The following is a 12,727-nucleotide window of genomic DNA, read 5'->3' as shown; positions in this document are numbered from 1 at the left end:
ACTATAAAAAGATTAAGTAGAATATCAGTAAAAAGAGCGCATCAATAGAACAATTTGCTCGTTACCAAGCTCCGCTTGCCGAGTACAAGCGGACTTAAGTGTGGGGCGTTCAAGTATCAGCCAAGCAGAGCTTGGCGAATAGGCATTACCAAGTGAAACTTGGTAACGAGCAATACTTTTTTACGGAAATCTGTTGAATAGGTCATTTCTTATTCTCTTTTTAAAATACGATTACTATAGCAACAGTACTATAAAAAGATTAAATAGAATATCAGTAAAAAGAGCGCATCAATAGAACAATTTGCTCGTTTGCTCGTTACCAAGCTCCGCTTGCCGAGTACAAGCGGACTTAAGCATGGGGCGTTCAAGTACCCGCCAAGCAGAGCTTGGCGAATAGGCATTACCAATTTACGGCAATCTGTTGAATAGGTCATTTCTTATTCTCTTTTTAAAATACGGTTACTATATATTAAACACACACAATAAAAAAGCCATATGCTAAATATCAGCACATGGCTTTTTTTATCTGTTTCGCTCGTTGAACTATAAGTAGAACAATTTATAAACAATACTGATTAATAAATATCTTTACTTCATCTACTTGAGGTACTGTAGCCTTCTTTAAAGCAGATTTCCATGTAGAACAAGCAAGTTGGGTTTTATCCTGTTTTATTTGAACTTGTCCTAAGACAATTAAATTCTTCGCCTGTTCATTTTCAAAGTTAGGCGCAGTTTTAATTAAGCCTTCCCCCAACTCAACCGCTTCAGTAATGAGTTTTAACGCTTCTTCGACTCGCTCATAACGTAGATGGAATATAGCGAAATTACGTAAGCCTTTTATAAGATTTGGTAAATACCCATTGTTGATCATAATCAACTCTCTAAAGATTTGAATAGACTCTTGATATAATGCCTCTGCCTCCTGTTGGTGTGAAGCATCATAAGCCAAGGTTATCGCTAGACTGTCCAAAACAAAAGGGAGTGAAGGACGGTAAACATCTGCATTAGTTTTTACTAGCTCTCTGCTAACGGCTAATGATTTCCGCAATAACTGTTCTGCTTCGACACGACGAGCAGGATTTTTTTGGATGGCATATCCAAGGTTATTTAAAATATCAGCAAGTCTAGGAAGATACACATCAGGATTAATCTTGGCTAAGTCTCTATATATTGCTAAAGCTTCTTTATATTCTTGTTCAGCCTCTTCTCTGCGATTGGGGTCATTAGCTATTAACAAAGCAAGGTTATTGAGCGTATCAGCAACATTAGAGGAATAGACGGCAGGATTAGTCTCGGCTAAATCTTTGAATATAGCCAAAGCTTCTTTTAATTCTTGTTCAACCTCCTCCCTACGGTTGGGATCCTGTGCTACTAAATTAGCAAGGCTATACAGAATCCATCCGATGTAATAGGAGTAAATAGTAGGATTGTCCTTAACTAAGTCTCTCAAAATAAATAAAGCTTCTTGATACTCTTGTTCAGCTTCCTTTCTACGGTTGGGGTCTTCAGCTACTAAACTAGCAAGGCTATAGAGAACTCCCACAACATGAGGAGAATAAAAAGGGTCAGTCTTGGCTAAATCTCTCAAAATAACTAAAGCTTCTTGATATCCCTGTTCAGCCTCCTCCCTACGGTTGGGGTCTTTCACGATTAAATTAGCAAGAGTATTAATGGTTTTTGCAACAAGACAATGACACACATCTGGGATAGTCTCAGCTAAATTTTTGTAGATAGCTAAAGCTTCTTTATATCCTTTTTCTGCTTCTTCAGCTCGTTTAGTATCTTTAGCTACTAACATACTAACTTTGTAAAGGATATCTGCAATCTGAAAGAAATAAGCAATAGTATTAGAATTACTTTGAGTCAAATCTCTGTAGATAGCTAAAGCTTCTTTATATTCTCGTTCTGCTTCTTCGCCGCGTTTTGGATCTTGAACTACTAAATCAGCGAGATTATTAAGTGTCTGAGCGACCTCATCAGAATAGACAACAAGATTGGTCTTGGCTAAATCTCTATAGATAGTTAAAGCGTCTTTGTATTTTTGTTCTGCCTCATCTTTTCGCTTAGAATCTTGAACTACTAAGTCAGCAAAGTTTTTAAGAACAAAAGCAACATCAAAACGATAAGCATCATTAGTTTGAACCAAATCTTTAAATATTGCTAAAGCTTCTTGATAGCCCTGTTCAGCCTCTTCCCTGCGCTTAGGGTCTTTAGCTACTAAATCAGCGAGATTATTAAGTGTCTGAGCAACCTCATCAGAATAGACAACAAGATTGGTCTTGGCTAAATCTCTATAGATAGTTAAAGCGTCTTTGTATTTTTGTTCTGCCTCATCTTTTCGCTTAGAATCTTGAACTACTAAGTCAGCAAAGTTTTTAAGAACAAAAGCAACATCAAAACGATAAGCATCATTAGTTTGAACCAAATCTTTAAATATTGCTAAAGCTTCTTGATAGCCCTGTTCAGCCTCTTCCCTGCGCTTAGGATCTTTAGCTACTAAATTAGCAAGGTTATTAAGTGTCTGAGCAACATCATCAGAATAGGCAGCAGGATTGGGTTTAGCTAAACCTCTATAGATAGCCAAGGCTTCTTTATATTTTTGTTCAGCCTCTTCCCTGCGCTTAGGGTCTTTAGCTACTAAATTAGCAAGGTTATTAAGTGTCTGAGCAACATCATCAGAATAGGCAGCAGGATTGGGTTTAGCTAAACCTCTATAGATAGCCAAGGCTTCTTTATATTTTTGTTCAGCCTCTTCCCTGCGCTTAGGGTCTTTAGCTACTAAATTAGCAAGGTTATTAAGTGTCTGAGCAACATCATCAGAATAGATAGCAGGATTGGATTTAGCTAGGTTTTCGTAAATAGCCAAGGCTTCTTTATATTTTTGTTCAGCCTCTTCCCTACGCTTAGGGTCTTTAACTACTAAATCAGCAAGGTTATTAAGAATAAAAGCAATACTAATATGATAGATAGGATTAGTTTGAGCCAAGTTTTTAAATATTGCTAAAGCCTCTGTATATTCTTGTTCAGCCTCTTCCCTACGTTTGGGGTCTTTAGCTACCAATATAGCAAGAAAATTAAGCATTTTTGCAACTTGAGAAAGATAAACAGCAGGATTAGCTTTTGCTAAATCTCTATAAACTGCAGTGGCTTCTTTAAAATACAATTCAACTTCAGAATTTCGTTTGAAGTCTTGATTGACTATTATACTGATACTAAGGTCTTCGAGAGTTTCTGCAACTTTAGGGAGATAAATAGGATTAGTCTTCGCTAAATCTCTATAAATAGCCAATGCTTCTTTATACCCCAATTCAACCTCCGTCCTTCGTTTAGGGTCATCACCTATTAATTTATTAAGCTTCTTGATAATTAAAGCAACTTGATAGTATAAATCATTATCCGTTTGGGCTAAATCTTTTAAGATTTTTAAAGCTATTTTATATTCCCGTTCAGCCTCTTCCTTACTATTTTGGTCTTTAGCAATTAATGAAGCAAGTTTATCGAAGCTCCAAGCAACTTCACGAAGGTACGTGGCATTAGTATTAGCTAAATGAATTCTGATAGCCAAAGCTTCTTTATAACCTTGTTCAGCTTCTTCTTTTCGCATAGGATCAGTAGCAATTAAATCTGAGATATTACTAATAATTTCAGCTACTTCAGGAAGGTAAATATTAGGGCTAGTCTCAGCTAAGTCTTTGTAAATTGCTAAGGCATCTTTAAACCCTAGTTCAGCCTCTTCCCTGCGTCTGGGGTCTTCAACAATAAAGTTAGCGATACTATTAAGAGTTCTTGCAACTTCACAGAGACAGATAGTAGGATTAGTTCTTGCTAAGAGTCTATAACTATTTAGTACATTAAGATAAAGGCTTTCTGCCTTTGCTGGTTCTCCAATGTTTACATAAATTGTTGCTAGACGTACTTTTACCCATAATAACGACTTTTGTTTTGCTTGCTGTTCTAAATTTGATAATTGTTCTAGCTCATTGAGTAACTCTTCATACAAGTGTTGTGCTTTTTTATACTCTTGTTGGTTTCTTAATAATTCGGCATATTCAAACTGATAATTGATATTCTTAAAATCCTGATGATAAGCGGCTTCATACTCAGGCAAGGCTTGTACAGGTTTGTTGTCCAAGAGATACGCTTGTCCTAACATAAAATGCACTTTGGCATTCTGCTGAGTCTTTTCATCTCCTTTTGCCTTTAACGGTTCTAATAAGGCGGTTACTTCTGAGAATTTCCCTTGTTTTAAGAACGCCTCTGCTTTGGTGAGTATCTCAGCATAATCGGGGTTTTCTTGTCTTAAACTCTCTAAGTCTTTAGATAAGCTCTTGTAACGGTTAATCCAGTCTTCTGCTTCCTTTCGCAGTTGTTCAATTTTAGAGTCTTTAAGTTCTAACGTATCATTTAACTGCTTTTGTGCTCGTTGAAATTCTTTTAAGTATTCATTTAAAGATTTTTGAATTTCGGGGTCTAAGTTAGAACAAGTTACGGTAACAGATGCACTAATGTCCCCAGCATTAAAACTACAATTCTCTGCACTGTACGAGTCACCCAAAGCGTATAAGGCAGGAGAAACACATAAAAGCCCTATAAAAAAGAAGCTTCTCATGGCTTAACCTCCTTTTTAGAACAATCTATTTTTACCGTTCCTTTAATATCTCCACCTGCATTAAAAGAACAATCCTCCGCTTTTTGAGAGTTCCCACCAAACACCAAAGCCAACACCACAACCAAGAAAACAACAAAGCCAACAGCTCCCCCAATCCAATAATGAAGCGGTTTCAGTTGTACGCCCATAAAGATTCGTACATTATTCCCTGTAGCAACGACACCAGCAGAACTCTTTCCGACTTTGACAGAACGGTCACTCATAAAAAATCCTCAATGTAATGTAATGAAGCCCCAAAGATTCTAAACGAGTTTGAATAACCCGAAAATGGGTTAAGAGGGGAAAAGAAAAAAGATTTTTCCCCCCAAAAAGCCCCGCCCGCAATCGAGCGCGGTGCGCTGATGCGGGCGGGGCTGATTGGGCGTGAAACTGTTCAAAGTGAAAAGAATATGATATTTTTCTAGGCTGTAAGCCTTGATACTCAGCCTAAAATTTCCACGCTCATGATTTATAAAGAAATTCTACTTTTCAGCCCTTTTATCCCCCTCCTTTAGCAGTTTTTTACGACTTCCTTACTTTTCTTATAGTTAAGTTATTTTATCCACTTTATCCCTATTTTTCTCCCCCGCCCATTCCCCCCATTTTTTTAAATTGCCTACAACTGGGCGAAAATATAGTAACCATATTTTAAAAAGAGAATAAGAAATGACCTATTCAACAGATTTCCGTAAAAAAGTATTGCTCGTTACCAAGTTTCACTTGGTAATGCCTATTCACCAAGCTCTGCTTGGCTAATACTTGAACGCCCCACGCTTAAGTCCGCTTGTACTCGGCAAGCGGAGCTTGCAAGACAGGCATTACCAAGCAAAGCTTAGTAACGAGCAAATTGTTCTATTAATGCGCTCTTTTTACTCATATTCTATTTAATCTTTTTATAGTACTGTTGCTATATTTCTGCTAAAAATTATCAAGGTACTATTTGGTGATGCTATGCGTAGAATTCCCATTACTCCCCGTCCTGATTGGCAAGCACGTTGTGAATCAATCGGTTTTCAATTTCACACGATTGAGTACGCAGCGGGGGAAGACCCAACTTATTGGGATGAAAAGGCTTATTACGAATTTAATAGCGCGCAAATTGATACATTAGAAGCGGTTAGTAATGAACTGTATCAATTATGCCTATCAGCGGTTGATTACATCGTAAAAAACAACTATTTTCAACCTTTTAACCTGTCTCCTGCTTATCAAACCTATATAAAAAATGCGTGGGAACGACAAGACCCTGCTTTATACGGTCGGTTTGATTTAGCGTGGAATGGTAGCGATAACCCACCAAAATTATTAGAATTTAACGCAGATACACCAACTGCTCTATATGAGGCAAGCGTCGTACAATGGCATTGGTTAAACGAACAATTTCCCCACGCAGACCAGTTTAATTCCATTCATGAAAAACTAATTGATGAGTGGCAACGTTTCCGTTTTTATCATACGCAACAAGTTTATTTTACTGTTGTTCGTGACCATCCTGAAGACGAAGGCACGGTTAATTATTTACGTGACACGGCATTACAAGCAGGTTTGGATATTCCCTTGTTATATATAGATGAAATTGGTTGGAATGGGCAATATTTCACGGATTTACAAGAGAGAAAAATCGAGGCGTTATTTAAACTCTATCCGTGGGAATGGTTACTACAAGAACCTATTAGCGAATTTTTACTGGCAGATACGGTATTAATGATAGAACCTGCGTGGAAAATCTTATTGTCCAATAAAGCGATTTTGCCCATTTTGTGGGAATTAAACCCACATCACCCCAACCTCTTGCCCAGTTATTTTACGGCTGAACCATTAAACGGTACGTTTATTGAAAAACCAACATTATCTCGTGAAGGGGAAAATGTGCGTTTAGTGATTGAGGGAAAAACAATATTAGCAACCACAGGCAATTATGCGAATGAGGCTAAAATTTATCAAGCCTATCAACCGATTGAAGAGTTTTCTGGCAATTATCCCGTATTGGGTAGTTGGATAGTTGGCGATAGCGCGTGTGGTTTAGGCGTGCGCGAGGATAAAGGACCAATTACTAAAAATTCTTCACGGTTTGTACCACATTTATTTTTATCCGCATAAGATTTATGTGGTTATCATGGCGTTAGAAAACCTGATAAGTACGGCGCATATCGCGCAGAATAATAAATATCCATGGCCATAATACAATGCTGGTAATAGCAGGATAAATGAATGTCCAACCAACCGTTGGATGTCCAATAGCACCGCGTATCCATGCTTCTAATAACTCGCTAATAGCCACCATAGAACCTGCAAAAAGGGCTTGTTGCCACCAAGGAAAAACACGAACTTGACGATGTAATTTAACACTAAGATAAGCTAAAAAACTCAAAATAAGTGCATGTTGTCCCAATAAGGTATCGCTTAAAACATCGTACAGAATGCCTATAACCCAACCTGTAGCCACGCCAACCCGTTGTGGAATTGCAATACACCAGTAAACCAACACTAACGCAACCCAATCTGGTCGCCAAATCACCGCCCATCCGGGTAATGGAATAATAGCCAGCATGAGCGATACGCTAAATGTGACGAATAAAACCCAACCACCATGATGTTTTTCTAAACTCATAATACTTATTGCGTACTCGTTCCGGGATGATGGTCTTTAACAATAACGGGGTCTGGCTCTATGTTCCAGATGAGTAAAACTTCTCGATTGCGTTCTAATAGCGCGTGAGGAATGGCTTGGACTTGTGCATAAGGGCGTGCAATATCAGGATTTACTTCTACCACTTCACCCACAGGATATCCGGGGGGAAATTGTCCACCTAAGCCAGAAGTGACTAATTTATCACCAACAACAATATCAGAATTATTAGGTAAATAGAGCAATTCCAAGCGATTAACCGCGCCCATTCCAACAGCGATGGTTCGCAATCCACTGCGTTCTACTTGAACAGGAAGCGCGTGATTTGGGTCAGTAATCAACATTAAGGTACTGGAAAAAGGGCCTACATTAACAATTTGTCCCATCACACCGCGCGCATCAAGTAGCGGTTGCCCATCAAAAACACCTTGTTCCGAACCTTTATCTATCAACATACGACGAGTGAAAGGGTCTAAATCTACAGCTAACACCTCAGCAACTAAGACTTTTTCTGTAAATTGCGTTGTCGCGCCTAATAAAGAACGTAACCGCTCGTTTTCGTTTTTTAAATCTTGCAATTTTTGCAACGTAAATCGTAACCGTAGGTTTTCCTCACGTAAGCTACTATTTTCAGACAGTAATTGTAATCGTGAGCCAAATCCTTGCGATAACCAATGACTGGCTTTTACAGGAAAATCAACAAGATATTGCAGAGGATAGACAACCACAGACAGGTGTGAACGTACAGATTTTAGATAGTGTAAGCGATGATCCACTGTCATCAACACTAACGATACCGTCACAAAAACGAACACGCGAAAGGAAGGAGAATATCCTTGTATAAATAACGGATTAATAGGTAACTCCAGACAACGCTGTCAACATGGCTATGGCAGTCTATTGATAATATTAAGCAGCTTCTAAAGAAAATACATCAGGACCATATTGCTCTATCATTTCTAAGGCTCTACCACCGCCACGCGCAACACAAGTTAATGGGTCATCAGCAATTAAGACAGGTAATCCTGTTTCTTCCATGAGTAAACGGTCAATATCTTTGAGTAACGCCCCACCGCCTGTTAATACCAAGCCTTTTTCCGCAATATCAGAGCCTAATTCGGGCGGGGTTTTTTCTAATGCGGTTTTAACCGTTTTTATCACACTTTGCAGGGGTTCTTGTAAGGCTTCTAATACTTCATGGCTGTTAAGTTTGATGCTGCGAGGAATGCCCTCTGTGATATTACGTCCCCGTACTTGGATTTCACGCATTTCTTTACCGGGAAAGGCCGAACCGATTTCGTGTTTAATCCGTTCTGCGGTCGCTTCTCCGATTAATGTACCGTAATGCTTGCGAACATAGCTAATAATCGCCTCATCAAAGCGGTCACCACCAACACGAATAGAATCAGAAAAAACGATACCATTCAAAGATAATACGCCCACTTCAGACGTACCACCGCCAATATCTAACACCATAGAACCAACTGCTTCACTAACGGGTAACCCCGCGCCAATCGCTGCGGCCATTGGTTCTTCAATCAAATAGACTTCACGCGCACCAGCTCCTGCTGCGGATTCACGAATAGCCCGCCGTTCTACTTGGGTAGAACCGCATGGCACGCAGATAAGCACGCGTGGGCTAGGACGTAAAAAGCGGTTTTCATGGACTTTATGAATAAAATACTGCAACATCTTTTCCGTGATGGTGAAGTCGGCAATAACCCCATCTTTCATAGGGCGAATTGCGGTGATATGTTCGGGAGTGCGTCCTAACATTAATTTTGCTTCTGACCCGACCGCTGCAATTTGTTTGGCATTGTTACTGCCATCGCGTCCTTGTTTAATCGCAACAACAGAGGGTTCATTAAGGACGATTCCCTGTCCTCTTACATAAATCAAGGTATTCGCTGTACCTAAATCAATAGACAGGTCGTTAGAAAAAAGTCCGCGCAGGCGTTTGAACATGGAATTTAATTAATCCTATGACAATAATGTGAAAAACAATGTGGCATTTCCACAGGGGGAAATTAACCCCTATAAATCAGTTTCTTAAATAAAAATACCCCGTTTATTGCTATCTTGGGGTATGATGTGCAGATTATTCGGTATTATTGTGGATGTTGACCACACTGGCGTTTTAGACAGATTTTGTAATCGTTTGGTTTTTCAAATTGTACTTTTAGCGTTAAAGCCATATTGAATATAAGAAAAACGGTCTAAACGACGGGCGACATCACACCTAAATAATCGACAAATTTATCAAGCATTTGAAATTTGAGCAAGTAGCAAGCTCATTCTAGTGTAACACGTTATCTAACTCTCCGTTTTCCACTTTAATCTAGCGAAATATTTTGAATATTATCGTGTTAGATGATAAAAAATAGGTTTTTATTGTTGTGCGCGGTAGATTTATAATAGACTGATTTTAAATAATTAACGCTTACTCTTAAAGAAAATTTAAGATTCTGTCATCAGTCATTACTCTCCTAAGCAATTTATCATCTTACGGTTATATGCTACAGCACAATTTATACCCGTTTGTCAGCACACTGCGCCATTATACTGCATCAGGAATCTGTGATTATGTCTTTACAACGCAAAGATGTCGAAAAAATTGCCCATTTAGCGCGTATTTCCTTATCAGAAGCAGATATACCGCTTTACACACATAATTTATCAAATATTTTAGCGTTTGTTGAACAAATGAATAGTGTCGACACCTCGGGCATTTTGCCTATGGCGCATCCCTTAGACGCAACCGCGCGTTTACGTCCTGATGTTGTGGTTGAAATCAATCAGCGTGACACGTTTCAAGCAATTGCCCCCCAAGTTGAAGACGGTTTGTATCTAGTGCCTAAAGTTCTTGAATAATTGCACAAACAAATCGCCATTGTATCCGCCTAAGATATAAACACCCACCATAAAAGACTATGCACGATTTAACCCTGACTGAACTTTCTAATGCCCTTCAACAGCGGAAATTTTCCAGTGTAGAGCTAACCCGTCACTTTTTAGAACGGATTAAACGTTATGACGGACAGCTCAATAGTGTCATTACGTTGACGGAAGAACTCGCCCTACAACAAGCCCAACTTGCCGACAGTCGCTTGCAACAAGGCACGGCTGATGCGTTGACAGGTATCCCCATTTTACATAAAGACATTTTTTGTACCAAAGGGATTAAAACCACTTGCGGTTCAAAAATGTTAGATAACTTTATCGCGCCGTATAACGCTACGGTGATCGACAAATTTGAAAGTGCAGGCGCAGTGATGTTGGGTAAAACCAATATGGATGAATTTGCAATGGGTTCATCCAATGAAACCAGCTATTACGGTGCTGTGAAAAACCCGTGGGACATTCAAGCCGTTCCCGGTGGTTCATCAGGTGGCTCTGCCGCTGCACTGGCTGCTCGTCTCGCACCCATGGCAACAGGGACAGATACAGGCGGTTCGATTCGTCAACCTGCTGCTTTATGTAACTTAGTCGGTTTAAAACCTACTTATGGCACAGTATCACGTTATGGCATAATTGCTTATGCTTCTAGCTTAGACCAAGCAGGACCCATGACGCACACCGCTGAAGATGCGGGCTTATTGTTAAATGCAATGGCAGGATTTGACGGCAAAGATTCAACCTCACTAGAACGCCCCCCAGAAGACTACACACGCCATCTACAAGATAGTTTAAAAGGCTTACGCATCGGTTTACCGCAACAATATTTCGGTGACGGTTTAAATGCAGATGTTGCCCAACAGTTAGAAACGGCGATTGCTGTATTAAAACAACTCGGCGCGACGGTAAAAACGGTTGATTTACCCAATAGCCATTTATCTGTTCCCGCGTACTACATCATTGCACCCGCAGAATGTTCATCCAACTTATCCCGTTTTGACGGTGTACGCTTTGGCTATCGTTGCGAAAATGCAGTTGATTTAATGGATTTATACAAACGCTCTCGTGGTGAAGGCTTTGGTGCGGAGGTTAAACGCCGTATTATGATTGGCACTTACGCACTGTCTGCGGGTTATTATGATGCGTATTATTTAAAAGCCCAACAGATTCGCCGTTTAATCAGCAACGATTTTAAACAAGCTTTTCAAGAAGTTGATGTATTACTCAGCCCAACCTCACCAACCCCTGCCTTTAATATCGGTGAGAAAGTAGATGATCCCGTTACCATGTATTTATCCGATATTTACACGATTGCGATTAATCTAGCGGGTATTCCTGCCCTGTCTATTCCTGCGGGCTTTGTGCAAAACCGTCCTATAGGCTTGCAACTGATAGGTAATTATTTTAGCGAATCACGGCTATTAAATATTGCACATCAGTATCAACAACAAACCAATTGGCATCAACAAATACCATCCGCCTTTACCTAATTTAGCCTTAACAATGTAGGGGGGAATTTGTTCGCCCCTACATTGAATAAACGCGCTACATGCTCCATCATCAATAAACCCCACAAGTGTAGCGTGTTCAACTATGCAAGAATACCAAGATATCAGTCCCAAATTGGTGATACACGGCGGTTTACTCAACAGTACACAAGCCTCAAGCGGTATGCGCCATTCTCAAGAAAAGTTTCATGATGCGCTGGCTTCTATTGTTAAAGACTCCTTTGACATTTTATGTTCTATTGGTGCGCGTAATGCGGTTTTACATGCCATTCGACGTTTAGAAGACGAGCCACTTTTTAACGCAGGCACAGGCTCAGTGCTACAAGCCGATGGACAAGCAAGAATGTCAGCGGCGTTAATTGATAGCCAAACCAAACGGTTTACAGGGGTAATGAATATTCAGCGGGTAAAAAACCCCATTGATATTGCCCAACTCTTATTACAAGAATCCAATAGCATTCTGGCGGGCGAATTAGCCAGTTTGTATGCTCATCAACACCGTATTCCTGATTATGACCCCATAACGCCTGAACGCCTAAAGCAATATGAACAAGGTGTTTTACATAAAACAGGTACAGTAGGCGCGGTAGCCTTAGATGCAAAAGGGGTTATTTGTGCAGGGACTTCCACAGGCGGTATTGGTGGTGAAATCCCCGGGCGGGTTAGTGATAGTGCAACGGTTGCAGGGACTTATGCGGCCTCTGTCGCGGGTGTGTCGTGTACGGGAGTTGGTGAACAGATTATTAATCATGCGGTTGCTGTAAAAATTGTAACCCGTGTACAAGATGGAATGCCGTTACAAATCGCTGTTGATAAAACGTTATTAGAAGCACGGATTGAAGAATATTGTTTTGGGCTTATCAGCATTGACTACAACGGAAAAATTGTCGTTGGTAAAACGATAGAGCAAGCACAATACCAGCTTTTATATGCCAGTTATGACGGACAACACTTGTATGTATCTCCCTGAGTAACTTGTTATTTTTAATTCTGGAAACGCTGATTCAGACCATTTTTAAAACGGATAACACTTCTTGAGTCGGTAGT

General features: G+C 39.8%; 10 protein-coding genes. 4 read left to right on the top strand and 6 right to left on the bottom strand.

The window, feature by feature from the left end:
* Nucleotides 1-248: 248 nt before the first annotated feature.
* From AL038_RS17610 to AL038_RS17600, 3 genes are all read right to left on the bottom strand, one after another.
* Complete coding sequence (locus AL038_RS17610) at nucleotides 249-434, bottom strand: hypothetical protein (protein WP_145917131.1); 186 nt, start codon at nucleotides 432-434, stop codon at nucleotides 249-251.
* A 125-nt stretch (nucleotides 435-559) separates the two neighbouring features.
* Nucleotides 560-4,609, bottom strand: coding sequence for a tetratricopeptide repeat protein (locus AL038_RS17605; RefSeq protein ID WP_062155074.1), 4,050 nt, complete (start codon nucleotides 4,607-4,609; stop codon nucleotides 560-562).
* Nucleotides 4,606-4,872 carry a hypothetical protein gene (locus AL038_RS17600; protein ID WP_062155072.1) on the bottom strand — a complete coding sequence of 89 codons (267 nt, stop codon included), beginning with the start codon at nucleotides 4,870-4,872 and terminating at the stop codon, nucleotides 4,606-4,608. The genes AL038_RS17605 and AL038_RS17600 overlap by 4 nt, the downstream gene beginning before the upstream one ends.
* Before the next feature lie 727 nt (nucleotides 4,873-5,599).
* Between AL038_RS17600 and AL038_RS17595 the strand changes: the two genes are divergently transcribed.
* Nucleotides 5,600-6,748 (top strand): glutathionylspermidine synthase family protein, encoded by a 1,149-nt coding sequence (locus AL038_RS17595; protein WP_062155071.1) that lies wholly within the window; start codon nucleotides 5,600-5,602, stop codon nucleotides 6,746-6,748.
* Nucleotides 6,749-6,770: 22 nt separating this feature from the next.
* On the opposite strand, the gene mreD is transcribed toward AL038_RS17595, so the two are convergent.
* From mreD to AL038_RS17580, 3 genes are all read right to left on the bottom strand, one after another.
* Nucleotides 6,771-7,259: a rod shape-determining protein MreD gene (gene mreD, locus AL038_RS17590; protein WP_062155069.1), complete on the bottom strand. Its 489-nt coding sequence runs from the start codon at nucleotides 7,257-7,259 to the stop codon at nucleotides 6,771-6,773.
* A 5-nt stretch (nucleotides 7,260-7,264) separates the two neighbouring features.
* Nucleotides 7,265-8,119 carry a rod shape-determining protein MreC gene (mreC, locus tag AL038_RS17585; protein WP_272898059.1) on the bottom strand — a complete coding sequence of 285 codons (855 nt, stop codon included), beginning with the start codon at nucleotides 8,117-8,119 and terminating at the stop codon, nucleotides 7,265-7,267.
* A gap of 67 nt (nucleotides 8,120-8,186) precedes the next feature.
* On the bottom strand, nucleotides 8,187-9,242 hold the full coding sequence (locus AL038_RS17580) for a rod shape-determining protein (RefSeq protein ID WP_062155064.1): 1,056 nt from the start codon (nucleotides 9,240-9,242) through the stop codon (nucleotides 8,187-8,189).
* Between the two features lie 618 nt (nucleotides 9,243-9,860).
* On the opposite strand from AL038_RS17580, the gene gatC reads away from it, so the two are divergent.
* The 3 genes from gatC (at nucleotide 9,861) to AL038_RS17565 (ending at nucleotide 12,650) form a co-directional block, all read left to right on the top strand.
* Nucleotides 9,861-10,148 carry an Asp-tRNA(Asn)/Glu-tRNA(Gln) amidotransferase subunit GatC gene (gatC, locus tag AL038_RS17575; protein WP_062155063.1) on the top strand — a complete coding sequence of 96 codons (288 nt, stop codon included), beginning with the start codon at nucleotides 9,861-9,863 and terminating at the stop codon, nucleotides 10,146-10,148.
* Between the two features lie 59 nt (nucleotides 10,149-10,207).
* Nucleotides 10,208-11,662 carry an Asp-tRNA(Asn)/Glu-tRNA(Gln) amidotransferase subunit GatA gene (gene gatA / locus AL038_RS17570; protein ID WP_062155061.1) on the top strand — a complete coding sequence of 485 codons (1,455 nt, stop codon included), beginning with the start codon at nucleotides 10,208-10,210 and terminating at the stop codon, nucleotides 11,660-11,662.
* Nucleotides 11,663-11,765: 103 nt separating this feature from the next.
* On the top strand, nucleotides 11,766-12,650 hold the full coding sequence (locus AL038_RS17565; RefSeq protein WP_062155059.1) for an isoaspartyl peptidase/L-asparaginase: 885 nt from the start codon (nucleotides 11,766-11,768) through the stop codon (nucleotides 12,648-12,650).
* The last annotated feature ends 77 nt before the right edge of the window (nucleotides 12,651-12,727 follow it).

Source organism: Beggiatoa leptomitoformis (genome assembly GCF_001305575.3).
GTDB classification, from domain to species: Bacteria; Pseudomonadota; Gammaproteobacteria; order Beggiatoales; family Beggiatoaceae; genus Beggiatoa; species Beggiatoa leptomitoformis.
Note: the sequence above shows the minus strand (reverse complement) of the source record. Positions and strands in the feature narration are given on the sequence as shown.

Excerpts from the sequence above, each read along its gene's own strand:
- mreD (WP_062155069.1), bottom strand. The coding sequence starts at position 7,259 with ATGAGTTTAGAAAAACATCATGGTGGTTGGGTTTTATTCGTCACATTT.
- AL038_RS17600 (WP_062155072.1), bottom strand. The coding sequence starts at position 4,872 with ATGAGTGACCGTTCTGTCAAAGTCGGAAAGAGTTCTGCTGGTGTCGTT.
- AL038_RS17565 (WP_062155059.1), top strand. The coding sequence starts at position 11,766 with ATGCAAGAATACCAAGATATCAGTCCCAAATTGGTGATACACGGCGGT.
- AL038_RS17610 (WP_145917131.1), bottom strand. The coding sequence starts at position 434 with ATGACCTATTCAACAGATTGCCGTAAATTGGTAATGCCTATTCGCCAA.
- gatA (WP_062155061.1), top strand. The coding sequence starts at position 10,208 with ATGCACGATTTAACCCTGACTGAACTTTCTAATGCCCTTCAACAGCGG.
- gatC (WP_062155063.1), top strand. The coding sequence starts at position 9,861 with ATGTCTTTACAACGCAAAGATGTCGAAAAAATTGCCCATTTAGCGCGT.
- AL038_RS17580 (WP_062155064.1), bottom strand. The coding sequence starts at position 9,242 with ATGTTCAAACGCCTGCGCGGACTTTTTTCTAACGACCTGTCTATTGAT.
- AL038_RS17605 (WP_062155074.1), bottom strand. The coding sequence starts at position 4,609 with ATGAGAAGCTTCTTTTTTATAGGGCTTTTATGTGTTTCTCCTGCCTTA.
- AL038_RS17595 (WP_062155071.1), top strand. The coding sequence starts at position 5,600 with ATGCGTAGAATTCCCATTACTCCCCGTCCTGATTGGCAAGCACGTTGT.